Source organism: Streptomyces sp. Root431 (assembly GCF_001426585.1).
GTDB lineage: Bacteria > Actinomycetota > Actinomycetes > Streptomycetales > Streptomycetaceae > Streptomyces > Streptomyces stackebrandtii.
On sequence record NZ_LMEI01000012.1, the window covers coordinates 258963 to 278642 of the forward strand.

Consider the following 19680-nt stretch of genomic DNA (forward strand, 5'->3'; position numbering starts at 1 on the left):
CGGATATCCGGTGGCCCCGCCCCCGGGGCTTCGCGCACCCTGACGGGCATGGAAGAACCGAAGTACCGGATCCGGGCGCTCCACACCCCGGACACCGTCACCGTCTACCAGGCGTACCGCCCGGAGATCGGCCTGCCCGCCGCCCGCGACGGTCGATTCCCGGCCGCGTGGAAGCGGGACCGGATGACGTGGATCAAGCCGTCGTTCCTGTGGATGATGTACCGCTGCGGCTGGGGCCTCAAGGAGGGCCAGGAGACGGTCCTCGCCGTGGAGATCACCCGCGAGGGCTTCGAGTGGGCCCTGCGGAACTCCTGCCTCTCGCACTACGTACGCGGCCACCACCCCGACCAGGCCTCCTGGAAGCGGCAGTTGGGGCAGTCACCGGCCCGCGTCCAGTGGGACCCGGAGCGCGACCTGCACCTGCGACCGCTCCCGTACCGCTCGCTCCAGCTCGGCCTGTCGGGCGAGGCCTCCCGGCGGTACGCGGACGAGTGGACGGTCTCCGTCACGGACGTGACCCCGCTCGCCCACGACGTCCACGCGCTGGTCCGCGCGGGCGACCTGGCCGGCGCCGGCCGGCTCCTGCCCCGGGAGGAGCCGTACCCGACACCCGAGGGGCTCCTGGCCCACCTCCTGGTTCAGGAACCGGCCACCGAGACCGAGAAGTTGAAGTCGCCGGTGCCGAGCGTCCCGTAGAGGCGCAGCCACAGCTGCACGAGCTGCTCGGCGGCCCTGGCGCTCGTCAGGTCGCCGAGGTCCCGGATCCGGTCGGCGGGCCAGCCGAAGGAGCGGAGCAGCTCCGCGACCACGGCCTTCGCGGCCTCGTCGTCGCCGCTGAGGAAGACGTCGTGGAGGCCCGGCACCCGGCCGGGGTCGACCATCACCGTGTTGTTCATGGTGTTGAGCGTCTTGACGACGCGGGTCTCCGGGAACGCCTTCTGGAGGTGCTCGGCGACGCTGCGACCGTCGGGCATGCCGACCTTGGGCGGGAAGCCCTCCGAGAAGTCGAGCGCGTTGGACACGTCGACGAGGACCTTGCCGCGGAGGTTCTCCGCGCCCGCGGCCTCCAGGACGGCGAGGGAGACGAGCCCGCCCGTCGCGTTCACCACCAGCTCGGCGGGGCCCGCCGCGTCGGCGAAGGTGCCGTGCCCGCCGCCGTACTCCGCGGCCCACTTCACGGCCTCGGCGTTGTCCGCGGTGCGGGAACCCAGGGTGACCTCGTGCCCCAGCGAGACGAGCTTTCCGGCGAGCCGACGACCGACCTCGCCCGTTCCCAGTACGGCGATCCTCATGACGTGCGCTCTCCTCGGTGTCCGAAAACCAACGACCCGGCGGCCCGACCCTACGACGCCGAGGGCGCCTTCGGTGGCCCGAACCGTCCCGCGTCGTCCCGTACTCGCGCGTGCAGGTGCATGTCGTGCCGGCCGTCGTCATGGACGGCTGCGCTCCGCTTGGTTCCCTCCCATGCGTAACCGGAAGCCAGGGCGACCCGGCAGGAGGCCTCGTTACGGGTCGAGTGGTCCAGCTCAAGGCGGTGGAACCCGATGTCGTCCAGGGCCCACGCGCTGAGCGCCCTCAGGGCGCGGGAGGCGACCCGCGCGCCCCGCGCGGCGGGGAGCACCCAGTACGCGCAGACGGCCAGGCCGTCGTCGAAGTCCATGCCGCGCAGCGCGATCCGGCCAAGGACCTCGCCGTCGGCGGCGGCGATCGCCCAGTGCCCGCCGCGCTCCCCCTCCCAGTCCCGGCGGTACCCCTCGAACCAGGCGCGGACCGCGTCCTCGGACGCGGGCCTGCGCGTGTGCCAGCGCCGGATCGCGGGGTCCTGGTAGGCGGCGAGGAAGACCGGGGCGTCGGCGTCGTCCCAGGGACGGAGCACCAGGCCGCCATCGGCGGCGAGTTCGGGCTGCGGGGAGCCGGCGATGGCACCGGCGGGGAGGGCGGGCTCCGTGGAGAATTCACGAGTCATGGCCCCATCCTTTCCTCCCCATCCTTTCCTCCCCGCCCGACCCTCCCCGCCCGTCCTCCTCGCCCGTCCTCCTCGCCCTTCCTCCCCGTCCTTTCCTCCCGGCCCTCGCCTTGCCGCCCTCCCCTCGGCGTCACCCGAGGCTCCGCACGATCTCCCCCATCACCCCTTTCCAGTGGGCGCGTTGCCGCTCGCGCTCCTCGGCGCTCGCCATGTGCTCCTGATGGAAGCGGAGGACGGTCCGGTCGTCGCCCGCCGGGGTGACCGCGACCTGGAGGACGGTCTCGCCGTACGACAGGCGGACCCGGTCACGGGGCCGGAGGCTGCGGAGGGCGGGGTCGCCGTCGGCGGGGAGCGCGGCGCCGGGTCCGAGCCAGAGGGCCAGGCCCTCGGGGCTCACGAGGAAGTCCCAGACGGCCGCGACGGGCAGGGGCAGGGTCCTGGAGACGCCGATCTCCCAGCCGGCGTCCCGCGTCAGTCCCACGGGCATCACGGTTCCCCTTCCGAAGGGGTACGGGCACGGTGCGCCCGCACCTTGTGGCGGTTGCCGCACCGTTCCATCGAGCACCAGCGGCGGCGCCCCGGGCGCGAGGTGTCGGCGAAGAGCAGGGCGCAGTCGTCCGCGCCGCAGACGCGGATCCGGTCGGCGTACGGGCCGGTCAGGAGCTCGACCGCGTCCTGGGCGACCGTGGCCAGGAGCCGGGTCCCGGTGGCTCCGGGGGCCCAGGCGCGGGTGCCGTCCGGGCGGATCACGGCCGCGAGCGGCGCTCCCGCGGCGGCCTCGTTGACCGCCGCCAGGTCCCCGGGGCCGTAGGCCTCTCCCCCGGCGCGCGCGAGGGCCAGCCGCCAGAGGGCGTCCCGTACCGTCCGCACGGCCGCCAGTTCGGCGGGCGTGACGGTCACGTCCGGGCCGGGGGCGAGGCGGCAGTCCCTGATCCAGTCGTGGAGCCCCCGGACGTCGTCGAGGACTTCGTACCGGGCGGCGACGGGGCCGGGGCCTCCGGTGAGGAGCAGCTCCAGGCACAGCGCCCCGGCGTCGAAGTGGAACCTCTGTCCGTCGCGGTGCTGGAGCGTCATTCCCGGGCGTGTTCCGGTGGCGGCCTGAGTCACGTAACCAGTATAAGTAGTTACATGACTGCGCTCCAGTGGAAGCTCGTGATCGACTGCTCCGACCCGCACGCCCAGGCAGCGTTCTGGGCAGCCGCGCTCCGGTACCTGGAAGAGGACCACAGCGCCCTCGTCGAGCAGCTGCTCGGCGCGGGGGCCGTCCCCGCGGACCAGACCGCCACCGTCCACCCCGGTACGCCCGAGGAACGCCTCGGCTGGCGCACCCTCGCCGCCGTCCGCCACCCGGACGACCCCAAGGACCCGGTCAACGGCGCGGGCCTCGGCCGCCGGATCCTCTTCCAGCAGGTCCCCGAGCCGAAGACCGTCAAGAACCGCGTCCACGTCGACGTCCACGCCGAGCCCGGCACCCGCGACACCGAGGTGACCCGCCTGGAGGGACTGGGCGCCACGGTCCTGCGCCGGGTGGCGGAGCAGGGCGGGTCGTGGGTGGTGATGGCGGACCCGGAGGGGAACGAATTCTGCGTGCAGTGAGGAAGTGACTGCCGGGTGGGGTGGGGTCCCCACCCCACCCGCAGTCACACGCTCACAAGGTGAGCAGCGCCTCGTGCGCGGCACCCGGGACGCCCGGGTCCCGCAACGGCCGCAGAGCGAGCCGCATCAGGGCCAGGGCGTTGTCGTCCCCGGCGATCCGGTTGACGCTCAACTCACCGCAGGACAGGCACTCGTGGACGATCATCCACTCGCCGTCCGGGCGCACGGAGACGCTCAGCGCCACCATCCGCCCATGGCAGTCCGCGTCCCGGTCACCCGGCACCCGGCGGTCCACGTGCAGGCTGACCAGGCAGTTCGGGCAGTGGTTGCGGTGGGCGGTGCCGGGCGCGGACAGGGACACGTCGAGCCGGCACCCGGCGCACCGGAAGTCGTGCGACCGGTGATGCCGCCCCTGCCCGTGGAGCACGTCCTTGCGCCGCTGGGCGACGCGGCGGACCCGGGCGTTCTTGCGCCGCGCCATGTCACAGCTCCCCGAACGCTTCGAGCGGGAAGGGTGGTTGCGCGAGCGGCCGGACAGCCATCCGCATCAGGATGAGCCGGTTGTCGTCCTCGGCGACGGGGCTGGAGGTCAGCTCGTCGCAGCGGACGCACCGGTGGATCACCCGCCAGTCGCCGTTGCGGAGCACGGCGATGGAGATGGGCGTCATCCGGGCGGCGCACTCGCTGGGCCCGCCGTCGACGTGGTCGACGACGTGCCGAGAGTGCAGGCAGGACGGGCAGTGGTTGCGCCGCGGCCCGTCGGCGGGGTGGGCGTGGACGGTCAGACCGCACCACACGCAGAGGAAGGTGTCGATGGAGGTGATGGGCACCCGGGGGCTCCTTGCTGAGGAATCGTCGATAACAGCAGGAGTCGGCCGAGCGGCCTCGGAGTACGGCTACGCGGTGGTGCGTCGAGGCGCGCTCGGCGCGGGCCGGGGCATACAACACCCTCTCTAAGGGGCAGGGCCGGGCGGGTCGGGCCGAGGGAGGCGGGACCGGACCGGGAACGCACGGACGGAAGACCCTCCGAAACTACGACCCCAGCGCCCCGACCCGCCACCGCTTTTCCGTGCGTACGGTGTCACGGCCGCCGCACCTCGTAGAGGAAGCAGCCGTACTCGACGGCCCGTACGTGCACGAGGGCGACGGCCGGATCGGCGAAGGCCTCGGCGAACGCCCGCTCCACCTCCTCACCGGCGGCCTCGGACAGCTCCAGCAGCCGCCCTCCGACGATCCGCCCCGCCGCGTCGTACCGCCGGACGGCCCGCAGGACGCCGGCGCGCACGAAGGGGTACGCCTCCGAGGGCGCGGGTCCGCCGCACTCCTCGGCGTGTACGAAGACGGGCCCCTGCTCGTCGTACGCCCCGGGGTCGACCCCGGCGTCGGCGGCCCAGCGCCGCAGCGGGGCGTACGACACGAGGGCGATCCGCTCCCCGGCGCGGGCGGCCCGCAGACAGCAGCGCAGGGGACCGCCGTCCTCGGGGGCGACGAAGGGCCGGCACTCCCGCCCGGCGTCGTCGACGCGGCGCAACTCGGCGAGGACGGAAGAGGGGACGGGAAGAGGCAGGTACGTGGCAAGGAGGCTCATGCCCCCAGGTTCACGCGCGACCAAGGCGCCCTGCTGGCGGAATTCGGACGAGGAGCTGGGGGGGGGAGGTTTCCGAGGCACCGGGGGCGGGCGGTTCTCGCGGGCTTCTGGTGGGACCGCCCTCTTTCCGAGAGTCGCAGCTTCCACCACCGCGTCAAGGGCAAGTCGGCTCCGCCGATGGCCTGCGGCCACCCTTGACCCGGCGCCGGAAGCTGCGCAACAACTCTCGGAGGGCGGTCCGGGGGCCGGGGTCACGCGGGGCTTCGGGCAGTCCACTGCGCCGTAGGCGAGTGGCGGGTGTGGGGGTGGGGGCTGGGTTCGCGGTCGGGGTCGGTGGGCCTCACCCGTGGCGCGTGGGTGCGCGGTCGTTGAATGGGGCAGCGGGGCGAGGCTTAGCGGGCGACGGCCGTCAGTTGGTGGGGATTCAGGCCCCGCTGATCACTCCCGGTGGGGGGAGAAGGCGACCACCGGCGGACCGGACTTCGCACCAGAGCCGCCCAGTCGGGGAGGCAAGGAGTCGACCTCGCCCAACGGCAAAGCGAGTTGAGGCATGTCCCGCTCCCACAGAGGAGACGCGAGGCGTGAGGCGAGTCATTCGTACAGATCGATCATCGAGGGAAGGCGAAAGGACTGCCCTTGCGGCATTCCCGGCCCCGGTTACCCGGAGTATCTGCACGTTAAGCATGCCCGGCACGCCTCCACCCACCGGGAATGACCAGCGGGGCCTGAGTCCCGGCCAGGCGACGACCGTTCGACGCTAAGCCTCGCCCGGCTGCCCCATTCAACTGCCGCGCACCCACGCGCCACGGGTGAGGCCCACTCGCCCCCGCCGCGAACCCACCCCCCACCCCCACACCCGCCACCCGCCAACGGCGCAGTGGACTGCCCGAAGCCCCGCGTGGCCACGCCCCCCGGCCGCCCTCCGAGTGTGAAAAGGCGGCCTCCGCCGCCGGGTCAAGGGTGGCCGTCGGAAAGAGGGCGGCCGCACCAGAAGCCCGCGAAGCAGGCCCACCCCCAGAGGCCCTACAACCTCCGCAGCACCTGCGCCTCCGCCCGTTCCACCGACGCCCTCCCGTGCACGTGCACCAGTGCCAGGTGGAAGAGGGACGGGGCCAGGGGGGCCCAGCGGTGGAGCCGTTCCGGGGAGAGGAGGTAGCGGGTGACGTCCGCCGTGCGGAACGGGACGTACTCGATCGTGCCGTGCTCCCAGCGGTCCGCGACGCCCCTGCCCATGCGGGCCTGGAGCTGCTCCCCCGTGAGGTCGGTGAGCCGGGCGTAGAAGTGCGCGCTCCAGTGGCGCTTGCTGACGTCCAGGACGAAGGCGAGGAGCGTGAGCGTGTACTCGTGCGGCTCGATCGCCAGCTCCTCGCGCATGCCCCGGCGGGCGACCGAGTGCAGGTCGGGGGCGTTGCGGCCGGCGGAGTCGATGTGGCGGGAGAGACCTTCGTTGACGGAGGAGTTCCACAGTCCCGGGGCCATCCGGACGCGGTCGCTGCGGCGGCTGACGACGAGCAGGTGGTCGGCGGTGACGACGGCGATGTTGGTGGCGAAGCTGCACTGGAGGAACGCGGGCGAGGTGAGCGGCGCGTCCGGGTCGAGGTAGCGCCCGCGCGGGGTCGTGCCGTCCGGGAGGCGGCGGTCGAGCTGCTGGGCGGCGAGGAAGGTGTAGTAGTCGGTGGGCCGCAGCCGCAGGTGGACCTCGGACTGCTCGTCGAGGGCCGAACGGGAGATCTCGACAGACTCGACGGCGTACCGGGGCCCGTTCCAGACGGGTCTGCGTTCCCCGGCCTCGGCGGCCCGGCTCTCCTCGGTCTCGATCTCGTCCCGCCACTCCACCATCTCGTCCGGCAACTCGGCGTCGCCTTCGAGGACTTGGACGTGGACGGATTCCGGAGCGATGGCCCGGTCGCCGTCGCCCTCGACGATCAGGGCGGGGGTGTGCAGCGGGCCGAGGGAGAACGCGGCCCAGGCACGGCCCGGCTCCTGCCGGTAGGTGAGGCTGCGGACGACGCCGGCGGAGCGGCGCCTGACCTTGAACCACAGGTCCTGGGTCCACTGCTGGAAGAGGGTCGCGAAGACGACGCCCAGGATGGCGCCGACGATTCCGTTGCCGAGGTCTATTCCGCTCACGGGGAGCAGGTTAGGTCATGATCATGACCTAACCTGCCGCCCGTGAAGGTCGCGCAACCATGCGACAACCGGCCCGAATTACCGGCCGTACGCCCCGACGAAGCCCGCCCAGGCGGCCGGGCCGAAGGCGAGTCGGGGGCCGTCGGTGCGCTTGGAGTCACGGACGTGGACGGTGCCGGGGGAAGTCGCGACCTCGATGCAGTCGTTGCCGTTACCACTGTCGCTGTAGCTGCTCTTGAACCAGTTCAGCTCGGGGGTGCCGATCATGTCTCTCCCAGCAGTTGCTCGATGAAGTCCCGTGACTCCGCCGGAGTGAGGGCCTTGGACCGGATGATGCCATAGCGCAGCTCCAGCATCCGGAGTCGCTTGAGGTCAGAGACAGGACGACCGCCGAAGTCTCCGTCCATGCGACCCACCGCCGTTCCGTCTCCGAACTTGAGAAGCGCGATCCGACCGCCCGTCGCCGGGTGATCGGCCCGCTCGGTAGGCATCACCTGAATGTCAACGCTGGGCAATTCACTCACTTCCAGCAGGTGTTCAAGCTGGCGACGCAACACCATTCTCCCTCCGATGGGCCGCCTCAGCGACACCTCTTCCTGAATGAAGGAGAACTCGGGCGCAGGGCTCTTCTCCAGAACCGAGCGCCGCGCCACTCGCGCCGACAGATAGCGCTCCAGCTCCTCCTGTCCGTAGGCCGGGCGCCATGTCCGCAGAATCGCTCGCGAGAACTCCTCGGTCTGGAGAAGTCCGTGGACGTCGAAGTTGGAGTACATGCAGAACTCGACCGCCCGGTTCTCCAGCTTCGCGAGGTCCCTCACCTGCTTCGGGTAGCGGACCTCCGCGACATCGCCCTTCATCGCCGCGATCAGCCCATTCGCCCCCAGCACCCTGTCCGAGTCGTCCAGGAACTCCGCGCGCGGGATGCGGTCCCCCCGCTCGATCTTGCGGATCATGTCCTCGCTGTAGCCGGTCAGGTCACCGAAGTCGGCAACCCGCACACCCTTCGATTCCCTCCACATCCTGATCTGGCGGCCGACCGTGGCCAGGACCGCCTTGCCCGACTCGTCGCCCGGGTCGATCTCCCACCCCGAGTCGTCGACAACCGCGCCCTCAACCTCGTCCACGCTCATGCGTGCCCACCTCCTTGTGGCGGCCCTCTACCCGGGGTGGTGTCCGAGACAGTCGAGACAGCGCAGGACAGCCGCAAGACAGTAACCGTACGTAAGGGCATGTTCGATGGGCAGCGTAGGCAGCCGCCGCCAGGCTGGGTGCCATGAACCGTGAAACCAGTCAACTGGTGGCGTGTGAACGCCATTTCTGCCTTCAGTTGTCCTCCACCCGCCGAGGTGCCCGGCTCGCCCGGCTCCTCGCGGTCGAGCAGGTGAGGGCCTGGGGGCTGCCCACCATCACGGAGCCGGCGGCGCAGATCGTGGCCGAGTTGGCGGCCAATGCCGTGACGCACGGGCGGGTCCCGGGACGCGACTTCCGGGTCGAGCTCTTCGCGGCGGCGGACACGCTCCGTATCGAGGTCACCGATACGCGGGGTGACCGACTCCCGGTCGCCGGGGAGCCGGGGGGCGCCGAGTCGGGGCGCGGGCTCCTGATCGTCGGCGCCTTGGCGCGGAGTTGGGGGGTGCGGCGGGGGCCCGAGCCGCGCAAGACGGTCTGGGCCGAGCTGCCCCTTCGGTGAGGTGCGGCCTCTCTCCCCCGCGCGCGGCTGCACCCACTCCCCCCGCCCCGGTCGGGTCCGGGGGGATCGCCGCCATCTCCGCCCCTCTGTCCGTTGAGCGAACGCACCTGACCGGTTTCCGCTCTTGACGCGGAGTCAAACTCTCACTGAACATTCAGCACGCACAGCAGAACAACTGAACACCGCACATGCACTCGCACAGCTCCAGCGCCTCGTGGCACCCAAGCCCGAGGCGTCTCGCACGTTCCGTCCCATCCCCGTTCGGAATCCGGAGCCCCCACATGAACATCTCCGTGCCCAGACGCGTCACCGCGGTCGCCGCTCTCGCGGCCCTCGCGCTCGCCGGTCTCACCGGTACCGCCGGTGCAGAGGCGCAGGCGGCCGCCGCCGCGCCCGACATCCCGCTGGCCAACGTCAAGCAGCACTTGACGGACCTCCAGTCGATCGCCACCGCCAACGGCGGCAACCGCGCCCACGGCCGTACCGGCTACAAGGCGTCGATCGACTTCGTGAAGGCCAAGCTCGACGCCGCCGGATACACCACCACCATCCAGCAGTTCACCTCCAGCGGCGCCACCGGCTACAACCTGATAGCCGACTGGCCGGGCGGTGACCCGAACCAGGTCCTGATGGCCGGCTCGCACCTCGACTCGGTCACCTCCGGCGCCGGTATCAACGACAACGGCTCCGGTTCCGCCGCGGTCCTGGAGACGGCCCTCGCCGTCGCCCGGTCCGGCTACCAGCCCTCCAAGCACCTGCGCTTCGGCTGGTGGGGTGCGGAGGAGCTCGGCCTCGTCGGTTCGAAGTACTACGTCAGCCAGCTGCCGACGGCGGAGCGCGCGAAGCTCTCCGGCTACCTGAACTTCGACATGATCGGCTCGCCGAACCCGGGCTACTTCGTCTACGACGACGACCCGACGATCGAGCAGACCTTCAAGAACTACTTCACGGGCATCGGCGTCCCGACCGAGATCGAGACCGAGGGCGACGGCCGCTCCGACCACGCCTCGTTCAAGAACGTCGGCATACCCGTCGGCGGTCTCTTCACGGGCGCGAGCCGGGTCAAGACCAGTGCCCAGGTGTCGAAGTGGGGCGGTACGGCCACGGCCTTCGACCGCTGCTACCACTCGTCGTGCGACACCACGTCGAACATCAACGACACCGCGCTGGACCGCAACAGCGACGCGGTCGCGCACGCGGTGTGGACGCTGTCCGGCAGCACGACCACGCCGCCGACCGGCACGGTCTTCGAGAACGCGGCCGACGTGTCCGTCCCGGACAACGGCGCCGCGGTGACCTCCACGGTCAACGTCACCGGCATCACGGGCAACGCCCCGGCCAACCTCGCCGTCGGCGTGGACATCGTCCACACCTACCGCGGTGACCTCATCGTCGACCTCGTCGCCCCCGACGGCTCGGTCTACAGCCTGAGCAACCGCGCCGGCGGCAGTGCCGACAACATCGTCCAGACCTTCACCGTGAACGCCTCCTCCGAGGTCGCCAACGGTGCCTGGAAGCTCCGCGTCCAGGACAAGGCCTCCGTCGACACGGGCTACATCAACAACTTCAAGCTGACGTTCCCGTCGGCCTGAAAGCAGAACTCCCGGGTGGGTCGGTGACCATCGCCCCCGACCCGCCCGGGGTCCCAATCCAACTGCTACTTACCGGCGTTGGCCGCGTTCACCAGCGCGTCCTGCGTCACCGCGCCGACGTAGACCTTGCCGTCGTCCGTGAGCAGCGCGTTCACGAGCTTCGTCTTGAAGACGGTGCCCGAGCCGAACTTCCCGGTGACCTTGTCGCCGAAGGAGTCCAGGAGACCCTGGATCTCCTTCGGCGCTTCGTCGGTCTTGGGGGCCGGGGCGCCCGAGTCGAGCTTCGCGATCGCCGTCCAGCCCTCGCCGATGACGTTCAGGCCGCCGCCCTCCCCGAGGTCGCCGAAGCCGCCGAGGCCGCCGAGCTCCTTCGCGAGGTCCTCGGGGAGCTTCTGCTCCGCCGCGGCGTCCTTCTCCGCGGCGCCCTCCGTGACCTTGGCGCCCTCCGGGACCTTGAAGTCGAAGTCCGAGGCCGCGGGCTTGCCGAAGTCGACCTTGGTGAAGCCCGCGTCGACGACCGGCTTGCCGCCCTCGACCGAGGCGAGGGTGAACTTCAGCGGGGTGCCGGTCGCCGCGTCCACGGCGATCCTGATCGACTCGACGGTCGAGCCGGACTGCTTCGGCTTGATCATCAGCTGGTACGCGTCCCGGCCGGCGACCTTCGCCGTGCCGCCGACGGTGACCGACGTGGTGTCGCCGGCCGCCTTGAGGATCTCGTCCGCCATCTCCTTCGGAGTGGCCGGAATCTGCTTGTCGCCGTCGACGCCCTCCGGGGCGCCGGACGCGCCCTTCTCGTGGAAGACCTCCTTGGACTTGCTGTCGTAGGCCCAGACGTCGTCGCCGTTGTGGATCAGGCTGTACTCGTCGGAGCCGTCGAGCAGCGTCAGCTTCTGGCGGTCGGGGCCGTCGGCGGCCACGCGCAGCGTGTGCGTGCCGGAGACGAGCTCGGTGAGCTTCTCCGTGGGGTCCGCCGAGGAGGAGCCGTCGCCGCCGCCGGCCAGGGCGCCGAGGTCGGCCAGGCCGCCGAGGGGCAGACCGAGGTCGGTGGAGATCTTGAACGTGCCGGACAGGGTCTGGGTGTCCGAGGCGGCGATCTTCTCGATGAGCTGCTGGGCCGTGATCTCGGGCAGGTCCGGGTCACCGGACGCGGCCAGTGCCGGGACGAGCCCGATGGTCGCCGCGGCCACTCCTGCCACCGCGACCGGGACGATGAACCGGCTCGCCTTACGGGTGTCTGCCATGGTCTCCGCTTCCTCCGTGCTGCGCCCTAGTGGTCGATGACTCCATCTGACCAAATCGGGGGCACGGAAGCGTCAGCCCCCGGGATCAACCTCACGTACTGCTTCGGGATGACCCCACCCTGAGATTCCCTCACCCCCGTGGTGGACCCCCGGGGGTGCGGCGGAGCCTCAGCCCGCGCGGTGGACCACCGCGTCGCACAGCTCCTGGAGCGCCGCCTTCGCGTACCCGTCGGGCAGCGGCGCGAGCATCGCGCGCGCCTCTTCGGCGTACCGCACGGTGTCCCTGCGGGCCTGCTCCAGGGCCGGGTGGACGCGGAGGCGCCGCAGGACCTCGGCGTGCCGGTCGTCGTCCGTCAGGTCGCCGTCGACGAGGGCGACGAGCTCGACGTCCTCCGGGCGGCCGTGGGCGGCCGCAGCGGCCCGCAGGCGCAGGACGGGCAGGGTCGGGATGCCCTCGCGGAGGTCGATGCCGGGGGTCTTGCCGGACTCGTGGGAGTCGGAGGCGATGTCGAGGACGTCGTCGGCGAGCTGGAAGGCGACGCCGAGCCGCTCCCCGTACTGGGTGAGGATGTCGACGACGCTCTCGTCGGCGCCGGCCATCATCGCGCCGAAGCGGCAGGAGACGGCGACGAGCGAGCCGGTCTTGCCGCCGAGGACGTCGAGGTAGTGGTCGACGGGGTCGCGGCCGTCGGTCGGTCCCGCGGTCTCCAGGATCTGGCCGGTCACGAGCCGTTCGAACGCCTCGGACTGGATCCGTACGGCCTCGGGGCCGAGGTCCGCGAGCGTGTGCGAGGCGCGGGCGAAGAGGAAGTCACCCGTCAGGACGGCGATCGAGTTGCCCCAGCGCGTGTTGGCGCTGTCGACGCCGCGCCGGACGTCGGCCTCGTCCATGACGTCGTCGTGGTAGAGCGTGGCCAGGTGGGTGAGCTCGACGACCACGGCGGAGGGCACGACGCCCGGCGCGTAGGGGTCGCCGAACTGGGCGGCGAGCATCACGAGCAGGGGGCGGAACCGCTTGCCACCGGCCAGAACGAGGTGCTGCGCGGCCTCCGTGATGAAGGGGACATCGCTCTTGGTGGCGTCCAGGAGGCCCGCCTCCACAGCCGCCAACCCGGTCTGGACATCGGCCTCAAGAGCCTGGTCCCGCACGCTAAGACCGAACGGCCCGACGACGGTCACGAGGGGGTCTCCTGTCTGCTGACGCCTGCTGACGATCACACGGATTGTTCACATGGACTGCTCACGATCACACGGATTGTCGATGTGTCGCTCGATTCACTCAAGCCAGCGTATCCGGTCACCTTTCGATCACCGTGGGCGCCTTCCCGTCACCCCCGGTATGTTCGTGATCAGCTCATACGACCAGGAGTAGGCGTTTTGTCCCGAACAGCAATCGATACGGATCCGAACAGTGAGCAGCCGCCCCCGGAGGACGATCACGCGTTCTTCGGCCATCCGCGGGGCCTGCTCACTCTGTCGGGCCTGGAGGTCTGGGAGCGGTTCTCGTTCCTCGGCATGCAGGCGATCCTCGTCCTCTACTTCGCCGCGAGCGTCTCCGACGGCGGCCTCGGCATGGCCTCCGGCACCGCCGCCTCGGTCTCCGCCGCCTACGGCACGCTCGTCTACCTCGTCTCGGTGGCCGGCGGCTGGCTCGCGGACCGCATCCTGGGCTCGTACCGCGCGGTCCTCTGGGGCGGCATCCTGATCGCCTGCGGCCACTACGCCATGGCCGTGCCGACGGCCGCCATGACCTGGGTGGGCCTCGGCCTGATCAGCGCCGGCACGGGCCTGCTCAAGCCGAACGTGGCGACGATGGTCGGCAAGCTCTACCGCACGGACGACGACCGCCGCGACGCCGGTTTCGCGCTCTACTACATGGCGATCAACATCGGCGCCTTCGCCGGCCCGCTGATCACCGGCTGGCTCGCCGACCACAAGGGCTACCACTGGGGCTTCTCGGCCGCCGCGATCGGCATGACCTTCGGCCTGATCCAGTACGTGGCGGGCCGCCGTCACCTGGCCGGGCGCAAGCACGCCGCCGAGTTCGCGCTCGCCCCGGACGCCATGCGCCGGGCCGTCCGGACGATCGCCGTCGGGGCGGTCGTGACGGCCGTCGTCGCCGTGGCGCTCGCCCTCGCGGGCTGGCTGACCATGGACCGGTTCGTCGACCTGCTGACCCTGATCTCGGTCATCGCGCCCGTCGTCTACTTCTGGGTGATGTTCAGGAGCCCCCGGGTCACCGCCGAGGAGCGCGGCCGGCTCAAGCCGTACATCGTGCTGTTCCTGGCCTCGGTGGTGTTCAACTTCATCCTCTTCCAGGCGTACTCGACGATGATCCTGCTGGCCTCCACCAACGCCCGCACGACCATCCTCGGCTTCGACTTCCCGGCCAGCTGGTACGCCTCCGCCCTCGGCGCCTTCGAGGTCCTCCTCGCGCCCGTCGTGGCCGCCGTCTGGGCCCGGATGGGGCACCGGCAGCCGCACGCCTCCAACAAGATCGCCTTCGGTGTGATCCTCGGCGGTCTGTCCTTCCTCCTGATGGTCCTGCCGACCTCCGGGCACGCCGACGACACGTACCAGATGGCCGCCTGGTGGATCGTCGGCTCGTACTTGCTGCTCGGCCTCGGCGACGTGCTCCTGGAGACCTCCGGGATGTCCGCCACGAGCAAGCTCGCCCCGAAGGCCTTCTCCAGCCAGACGATGTCGCTGTGGTTCCTCTCGCTCGCGCTCGCCAACGGCATCCAGGCCCAGACCGTGAAGCTCTACGACGACGTCTCCAAGCCCGTGTACTTCGGCGTGAACGGCGCCGTGGCCGTCCTCGTCGGCCTCGCCGTGATCGCCCTGGCGCCCTGGCTGCGCCGCACCATGCACCCCGTCCACTGAGGCCACCCCGAGGGGACCTGATGCCGAAGCCGAAGATCCGTACCGACTTCCCGTACGAGACCCGCCACGAGGACGTCCGCATCCCGCTGCCGGACGGCACCCGGCTGTACGCCAGGATCTGGCGCCCGGTCACCGAGGAGCCCGTACCGGCCCTCCTGGAGTACCTGCCGTACCGCCTGAGCGACTGGACCGCGCCCCGCGACTGGCAGCGGCACCCCTGGTACGCGGGCCACGGCTACGCCTCCGTACGGGTCGACGTCCGCGGCCACGGCAACAGCGAGGGCCTCCCCGGCGACGAGTACGACCCCGTCGAGCTCGCCGACGGCGTGGCCGTCGTGAACTGGCTCGCCGAGCAGCCCTGGTGCACGGGCAAGGTCGGCATGTTCGGCATCTCCTGGGGCGGCTTCAACTCGCTCCAGATCGCCGCCCTCGCCCCCGAACCGCTCAAGGCGATCGTCACCGTCTGCTCCACCGACGACCGGTACGACAACGACGTCCACTACATGGGCGGCTCGGTCCTCGGCGTCGACATGCACGCCTGGGCGGCCACGATGCTCGCCTTCGTCTGCCGGCCGCCCGACCCGCGGTACGCGGGCGAGGAGTGGCGCGAGCGGTGGCTGAAGCGCCTGGAGGCCGTGGACCCGCTCATCCACACCTGGCTCGCCCACCAGACCCGCGACGCGTACTGGCGGCACGGCAGCGTCTGCGAGGACTACTCCGCGATCCGGGCCGCCGTCCTCGCCGTGGGCGGCTGGCACGACCCGTACCGGGACACCGTCCTGCGGCTCGCCGAGCACCTCCCCCAGGACCGGGTGCGCGGCATCATCGGCCCCTGGTCCCACCAGTACCCCGACCGCGGCCTGCCGCCCGGACCCGCCATCGGCTTCCTCCAGGAGACCCTGCGCTGGTGGGACCACCACCTCAAGGGCGTCGAGAACGACGTGATGGCCGAGCCGCTGCTGCGCGCCTGGATCAGCGAGACGCACCCGCCAGCCACCGTGTACGAGGAGCTGCCGGGCCGCTGGGTCACCGACCCCGCCTGGCCGTCGCCGAACGTCACCCCCGTCACGTACGCCTTCCAGGGCGCCCCGGTCGTCGTCGACTCCCCGCAGCAGACCGGCATCGACGCCGGCCGGTTCTTCCCCTTCGGCAACGACGCCGACCTGCCGCCGGACCAGCGCGAGGAGGACGCCCACTCGGCCTGCTTCGACTTCCCCGTCCCCGAGGACGGCGGCCCCATCGAGATCCTCGGCCGCCCGTCCGTGAGCCTCCACCTGCAGACGCCCGCGCCGACCGGTCAGGTCGTCGCCCGGCTCTGCGACATCGCCCCCGACGGCTCGTCCACTCTCGTCACGCGCGGCGCGCTGAACTTCTCCGCCCGCTACGGCCGCGACCGGGCCGTGGAGGCGCAGATCGGCGAGTGGGAGAGCTTCGTCTTCGAGCTGAACGGCATCGGGCACACCTTCCCGCCCGGCCACCGGGTGCGGCTCGCGGTCTCCTCCACGTACTGGCCGTGGATCTGGCCGCAGCCGGACGCGAAGGGCTTCACGCTCGACCCCGCGGGCTCCTCCCTCACCCTGCCGGTCCGCCGCCACACGGAGGACGCCGTCCAGTGGGAGGAGCCGGAGCAGTCCGAGCCGCTGGGCGTCGCCTACCCGCGCACCCTGGAGGAGCCGCGGCCTGAGCGGGTCGTGGTGCGGGACGTGGCGAAGGGCGAGTGGAAGCTGGAGGTCGACCCGAAGTACGGCGGGACGCGGGTGTACCCGGACGGCCTGGAGTTCACCGAGGACGCCGTGGAGACGTACACGATCGACGAGGGCGACCCGCTGTCCGCGCGGACCCGCTCGGAGTGGTCGATCCGGCTGCACCGGCCGGAGATGGCCTGGGACGTCACGGTCGACACGCGCTCGGAGATCTCCTGCGACGCGGACGCCTTCCACACCGCGAACGAGGTGGTGTGCAAGGAGGGCGGCGAGGTCGTCTTCCACCGCACCTGGGAGAAGAGCATCCCGCGCACGGCGGGCTGAGGACGGCTTCCGGACACGCGCGAAGGCGCCCGCACCGGGGTCGGTGCGGGCGCCTTCGCCGTGACTTACGCGTTCGCGCCGGCCTTGCGGCGGCGGGCGAAGACGAGCGCGCCGGCGCCGAGGACGACGGCCCCGGCGGCGGCGAGGCCGAGCGGCAGGGTGTCGTTCGCACCGGTGGCGGCGAGGGCGCCGTTGTTCACCGCGGTGTTCGACGAGCCGCCCTGCTGGGTGGTGTTGCCGTTGCCCGTGGAGGTGACGGTCGGCGCCGGGGTCGGCGTCGTGGTCGACGGGGACGGCTCCGGGGACTCCGTCGCCGAGGTGGGCTTCGGGGTCGGCTTGTCGTCCTTGGCCGCGAGGATGTCGAAGTGGGCGGTCGCGACGTCCTCGGCCATGCCGCAGGCGTCGTCGGCGTTGGTCTCGTACGCGCCGCCCGCGAAGGCCACGCCCTTGCCGACAGGAGCGTCCTCATCGACCGTGAGGCGCAGCTTCACGTCGGCGGAGCCGCCCTTGACCAGCTTGCCGACCTCGATGGCGTCGGACTTCTCGGTGAACTCCGTCCACTCCAGGTTGTCGGCGGAGGACCACTCGACCTGGATGAGCTGGTTCTCCCAGTCCGTCTCGTCGTCGATGACGTCACCGGACTCCGGGAGCTGGAGGGCGCCGGCGTAGGCCTGGACCGACTCCAGGGTCCGGTCGGAGATGTTGGTGACCCGCAGCGAGAAGACGGCGCTGCTGCCGGCGGTGATCGTCTTCGGCCCGTTCAGCGCGACCGTGAGGGAGGGGTCCTTCTCCATCTCCTCCTCCTCGCAGATCGCGCCGCCCTCGAACTCCTCCAGGGCGGCCTCAGCGTCGGCGAGGTCCTGCTCGGCCACCACGATGTCGGCGGCGAGCAGACTGGCCTTCTGGGAGAGGGCGACCCGCGCGTTCTGGACGGCGAGGTCCGCGTTCTTCAGGCGGAGGTCGGCGGCGGTCGTGCCGGCGACGGCGGCCTCGACGGCGGTCTTCGCGTCGGTGACGGCCTGCTCGGCCGCGGCGATCTGCTCCGGCGTGGCGGTGCTGCCGGTCTCCTTCAGCTTCGCCAGCGCCGCCTCGGCGGTGACGAGTGCCGCGTCGGCGGTGGTCTTCGCGGTCTTGGCGGCCTCGACGGCGGCCTTGGCCGCGGCGAGCTCGGTCTTCAGGGCCTCGCCGACGTTGCCGTCCCGGAGGTCCTGCACGACCGCCTTGCGCTGGGTCTCCAGCTCCTCGAGCTTCTCCTCCGCCGCGGTGACGGCGGCGAGCAGCTTCTCGTACTCGGCGAAGTCGTCGCCGTCCGATTCCTCGTCCGGGGCGGGCTTCTCCGTCGAGGCGGGCGTCGGCTTGGTGTCGGCGAACGCGGGCGCGGCGGAGAGGAACAGGACCGGGGTGGTCACGGCGGCCGCCACGGCGGTCGCGAGAATGCGGCGAATCTTCACAGTGCGGGACCTTTTTCCTGGTCAGGGAGGGTGAGAGAAGTGCGGGGCACGCGCCTGCGGTAGCTTCACGCGGCGCGGTACCACTGTGATCCTATGACCGGGAACAGCCCTACGGGAGACCTGTTTTCGCAGCTCGGCGCCGGGTCCGAGACCCACCGTGGACGCAAATCGCGCGAAGCCGGACAGTTGCTCACGGAGGCCGCACTTTCTGTGTGATCCATGTCATCAGCGCCCGGCGGCAGGCCCCGTAACGTGTCCCCCACACACGTGGAAAGCGAGGCACGCACAGATGTCCGAGCACAGCCCGCTCGACCTGGCCGAGGGCGATCCCTTCGGCCCGCACAACCTCCCGTACGGCGTCTTCACCACCGCCGACGCGCCCGAGCGGCGCCGGCTCGGCGTCCGGATCGGCGGGTACGTGCTGGACGCGGGCGCCGCGGCGCACGCGCTCGGCTCGCCCTACGCGGCCCTGCTCGCCCAGCCGAGCCTGAACCCGCTGCTCGCGGCCGGGCGGACCGCCTGGCGCGATGTGCGTCGGGCGCTCACCGCCTGGGTGACGGTGCCCGCGCACCGGGCGGACATCGAGCCGCTCCTGTACCCGCTGGACGCGGTGACGCTGCACCTGCCGTACGAGGTCGCGGACTACGTCGACTTCTACGCGAGCGAGCACCACGCGACGAACGTGGGCCGGATCTTCCGCCCGGACGGCGACGCGCTGACCCCCAACTGGAAGCACCTGCCGATCGGTTACCACGGTCGCGCGGGCACGGTCGTGGTCTCCGGCACCGATGTCGTACGCCCCTCCGGGCAGCGCAAGGCGCCGGCGGACGCGGCCCCGGTCTTCGGGCCCTCGATCAAGCTGGACATCGAGGCGGAGGTCGGCTTCCTCGTCGGCGCCCCGTCGGAGCTGGGGAAGCCGGTCGCGCTCGGCGACTTCCGGGAGCACGTCTTCGGCCTGTCGCTGCTCAACGACTGGTCGGCGCGGGACGTCCAGGCCTGGGAGTACGTGCCGCTCGGCCCGTTCCTCGGCAAGTCGTTCCAGACGTCGGTGGCGGCCTGGGTGACGCCCCTGGAGGCGCTGGACGCCGCCCGGACCGCCCCGCCCGCGCGGGACTTCCCGCTCCTTCCGTACCTGGACGACGCGGCCGAGGAGGAGCCGGGCGGCTTCGACGTGCGGATCACGGTGGAGATCAACGGCGAGGCCGTGGCCGAGCCGCCGTTCGCCACCATGTACTGGACGGCGGCCCAGCAGCTCGCCCACATGACGGTGAACGGCGCCTCGCTGCGCACGGGTGACCTGTACGGCTCCGGGACGGTCTCCGGGCCCGAGGTGGGCCAGCGCGGCTCGCTGCTCGAACTCACCTGGAACGGCCGGGACGCGATCGAACTGGCCGGTGGCAAGCGGACGTTCCTGGAGGACGGCGACGAGGTCGTGCTCACGGCCTGGGCACCGGGCCCGGACGGCACGCGGGTGGGTCTCGGCGAGGTCCGGGGCCGGATCGTTCCTTCCGCCTGA

The 19680-nt window shown here is 71.5% G+C and carries 20 protein-coding genes; 7 read left to right on the forward strand and 13 right to left on the reverse strand.

The annotated features are described in order from the left end of the window. The first annotated feature begins 48 nt into the window (after positions 1-48). A complete protein-coding gene (locus ASC82_RS23385; RefSeq protein WP_056651405.1) occupies positions 49-696 on the forward strand; it encodes a DUF4291 domain-containing protein in 648 nt (215 codons plus the stop codon). Here the strand turns inward: ASC82_RS23385 and ASC82_RS23390 are convergent. The 4 genes from ASC82_RS23390 to ASC82_RS23405 form a co-directional block, all read right to left on the reverse strand. Next, the gene (locus ASC82_RS23390; protein ID WP_056651408.1) at positions 639-1292 is read right to left on the reverse strand and encodes an NAD(P)-binding domain-containing protein; all 654 of its coding nucleotides are present in this window, start codon (positions 1290-1292) and stop codon (positions 639-641) included. The genes ASC82_RS23385 and ASC82_RS23390 overlap by 58 nt on opposite strands. Positions 1293-1342: 50 nt before the next feature. Then, entirely contained in the window at positions 1343-1966 is a 624-nt protein-coding gene (locus ASC82_RS23395) for a GNAT family N-acetyltransferase (protein ID WP_056651411.1), read from the reverse strand. Positions 1967-2096: 130 nt separating this feature from the next. Continuing rightward, positions 2097-2453 (reverse strand): hypothetical protein, encoded by a 357-nt coding sequence (locus ASC82_RS23400; protein ID WP_056651415.1) that lies wholly within the window; start codon positions 2451-2453, stop codon positions 2097-2099. After that, positions 2453-3040, reverse strand: a complete 588-nt coding sequence (locus tag ASC82_RS23405) for an ABATE domain-containing protein (RefSeq protein ID WP_056651418.1) — start codon at positions 3038-3040, stop codon at positions 2453-2455. The genes ASC82_RS23400 and ASC82_RS23405 overlap by 1 nt, the downstream gene beginning before the upstream one ends. Before the next feature lie 54 nt (positions 3041-3094). Here ASC82_RS23405 and ASC82_RS23410 point away from each other — a divergent pair, with 54 nt between their 5' ends. Further along, a complete protein-coding gene (locus tag ASC82_RS23410) occupies positions 3095-3562 on the forward strand; it encodes a VOC family protein (RefSeq protein ID WP_056651421.1) in 468 nt (155 codons plus the stop codon). A gap of 52 nt (positions 3563-3614) precedes the next feature. On the opposite strand, the gene ASC82_RS23415 is transcribed toward ASC82_RS23410, so the two are convergent. From ASC82_RS23415 to ASC82_RS23440, 6 genes are all read right to left on the reverse strand, one after another. Beyond that, on the reverse strand, positions 3615-4043 hold the full coding sequence (locus ASC82_RS23415; RefSeq protein WP_056651425.1) for an RNHCP domain-containing protein: 429 nt from the start codon (positions 4041-4043) through the stop codon (positions 3615-3617). A 1-nt stretch (position 4044) separates the two neighbouring features. Further along, a complete protein-coding gene (locus ASC82_RS23420; protein ID WP_242427749.1) occupies positions 4045-4392 on the reverse strand; it encodes an RNHCP domain-containing protein in 348 nt (115 codons plus the stop codon). Positions 4393-4643: 251 nt separating this feature from the next. After that, the gene (locus ASC82_RS23425) at positions 4644-5150 is read right to left on the reverse strand and encodes a DUF1203 domain-containing protein (RefSeq protein WP_056651430.1); all 507 of its coding nucleotides are present in this window, start codon (positions 5148-5150) and stop codon (positions 4644-4646) included. 1023 nt (positions 5151-6173) lie between these two features. Continuing rightward, positions 6174-7280 carry a hypothetical protein gene (locus tag ASC82_RS23430; RefSeq protein ID WP_056651433.1) on the reverse strand — a complete coding sequence of 369 codons (1107 nt, stop codon included), beginning with the start codon at positions 7278-7280 and terminating at the stop codon, positions 6174-6176. Between the two features lie 78 nt (positions 7281-7358). Beyond that, positions 7359-7547, reverse strand: coding sequence for a DUF397 domain-containing protein (locus ASC82_RS23435; RefSeq protein WP_056651436.1), 189 nt, complete (start codon positions 7545-7547; stop codon positions 7359-7361). Further along, positions 7544-8410, reverse strand: a complete 867-nt coding sequence (locus ASC82_RS23440) for a helix-turn-helix transcriptional regulator (protein WP_056651438.1) — start codon at positions 8408-8410, stop codon at positions 7544-7546. The genes ASC82_RS23435 and ASC82_RS23440 overlap by 4 nt, the downstream gene beginning before the upstream one ends. A 143-nt stretch (positions 8411-8553) precedes the next feature. Here ASC82_RS23440 and ASC82_RS23445 point away from each other — a divergent pair, with 143 nt between their 5' ends. Next, positions 8554-8970 (forward strand): ATP-binding protein, encoded by a 417-nt coding sequence (locus ASC82_RS23445; protein WP_056651441.1) that lies wholly within the window; start codon positions 8554-8556, stop codon positions 8968-8970. 281 nt (positions 8971-9251) lie between these two features. Continuing rightward, a complete protein-coding gene (locus tag ASC82_RS23450) occupies positions 9252-10562 on the forward strand; it encodes a M28 family metallopeptidase (RefSeq protein ID WP_056651444.1) in 1311 nt (436 codons plus the stop codon). A gap of 65 nt (positions 10563-10627) precedes the next feature. On the opposite strand, the gene ASC82_RS23455 is transcribed toward ASC82_RS23450, so the two are convergent. Both ASC82_RS23455 and ASC82_RS23460 read right to left on the reverse strand, forming a co-directional pair. Further along, the gene (locus tag ASC82_RS23455) at positions 10628-11803 is read right to left on the reverse strand and encodes a sigma-E factor regulatory protein RseB domain-containing protein (RefSeq protein ID WP_056651446.1); all 1176 of its coding nucleotides are present in this window, start codon (positions 11801-11803) and stop codon (positions 10628-10630) included. Positions 11804-11971: 168 nt separating this feature from the next. Further along, positions 11972-12982: a polyprenyl synthetase family protein gene (locus ASC82_RS23460; RefSeq protein WP_056651449.1), complete on the reverse strand. Its 1011-nt coding sequence runs from the start codon at positions 12980-12982 to the stop codon at positions 11972-11974. 198 nt (positions 12983-13180) lie between these two features. Here ASC82_RS23460 and ASC82_RS23465 point away from each other — a divergent pair, with 198 nt between their 5' ends. Together ASC82_RS23465 and ASC82_RS23470 are read left to right on the forward strand one after the other, a co-directional pair. Next, positions 13181-14686: a peptide MFS transporter gene (locus tag ASC82_RS23465; protein WP_056651453.1), complete on the forward strand. Its 1506-nt coding sequence runs from the start codon at positions 13181-13183 to the stop codon at positions 14684-14686. Between the two features lie 20 nt (positions 14687-14706). Next, on the forward strand, positions 14707-16713 hold the full coding sequence (locus ASC82_RS23470) for a CocE/NonD family hydrolase (protein ID WP_056651456.1): 2007 nt from the start codon (positions 14707-14709) through the stop codon (positions 16711-16713). A 65-nt stretch (positions 16714-16778) separates the two neighbouring features. Here ASC82_RS23470 and ASC82_RS23475 read toward each other — a convergent pair whose 3' ends face one another. After that, entirely contained in the window at positions 16779-18164 is a 1386-nt protein-coding gene (locus ASC82_RS23475; protein WP_056651458.1) for an LPXTG cell wall anchor domain-containing protein, read from the reverse strand. A 289-nt stretch (positions 18165-18453) separates the two neighbouring features. On the opposite strand from ASC82_RS23475, the gene fahA reads away from it, so the two are divergent. Continuing rightward, positions 18454-19680, forward strand: a complete 1227-nt coding sequence (gene fahA, locus ASC82_RS23480; RefSeq protein WP_056651461.1) for a fumarylacetoacetase — start codon at positions 18454-18456, stop codon at positions 19678-19680.

Coding starts and splice junctions, on each gene's coding strand:
- ASC82_RS23425 (WP_056651430.1), bottom strand. CDS start 5,150: ATGAGCCTCCTTGCCACGTACCTGCCTCTTCCCGTCCCCTCTTCCGTC.
- ASC82_RS23390 (WP_056651408.1), bottom strand. CDS start 1,292: ATGAGGATCGCCGTACTGGGAACGGGCGAGGTCGGTCGTCGGCTCGCC.
- fahA (WP_056651461.1), top strand. CDS start 18,454: ATGTCCGAGCACAGCCCGCTCGACCTGGCCGAGGGCGATCCCTTCGGC.
- ASC82_RS23440 (WP_056651438.1), bottom strand. CDS start 8,410: ATGAGCGTGGACGAGGTTGAGGGCGCGGTTGTCGACGACTCGGGGTGG.
- ASC82_RS23450 (WP_056651444.1), top strand. CDS start 9,252: ATGAACATCTCCGTGCCCAGACGCGTCACCGCGGTCGCCGCTCTCGCG.
- ASC82_RS23395 (WP_056651411.1), bottom strand. CDS start 1,966: ATGACTCGTGAATTCTCCACGGAGCCCGCCCTCCCCGCCGGTGCCATC.
- ASC82_RS23415 (WP_056651425.1), bottom strand. CDS start 4,043: ATGGCGCGGCGCAAGAACGCCCGGGTCCGCCGCGTCGCCCAGCGGCGC.
- ASC82_RS23435 (WP_056651436.1), bottom strand. CDS start 7,547: ATGATCGGCACCCCCGAGCTGAACTGGTTCAAGAGCAGCTACAGCGAC.
- ASC82_RS23455 (WP_056651446.1), bottom strand. CDS start 11,803: ATGGCAGACACCCGTAAGGCGAGCCGGTTCATCGTCCCGGTCGCGGTG.
- ASC82_RS23445 (WP_056651441.1), top strand. CDS start 8,554: ATGAACCGTGAAACCAGTCAACTGGTGGCGTGTGAACGCCATTTCTGC.
- ASC82_RS23470 (WP_056651456.1), top strand. CDS start 14,707: ATGCCGAAGCCGAAGATCCGTACCGACTTCCCGTACGAGACCCGCCAC.
- ASC82_RS23385 (WP_056651405.1), top strand. CDS start 49: ATGGAAGAACCGAAGTACCGGATCCGGGCGCTCCACACCCCGGACACC.
- ASC82_RS23410 (WP_056651421.1), top strand. CDS start 3,095: ATGACTGCGCTCCAGTGGAAGCTCGTGATCGACTGCTCCGACCCGCAC.
- ASC82_RS23405 (WP_056651418.1), bottom strand. CDS start 3,040: ATGACGCTCCAGCACCGCGACGGACAGAGGTTCCACTTCGACGCCGGG.
- ASC82_RS23400 (WP_056651415.1), bottom strand. CDS start 2,453: ATGCCCGTGGGACTGACGCGGGACGCCGGCTGGGAGATCGGCGTCTCC.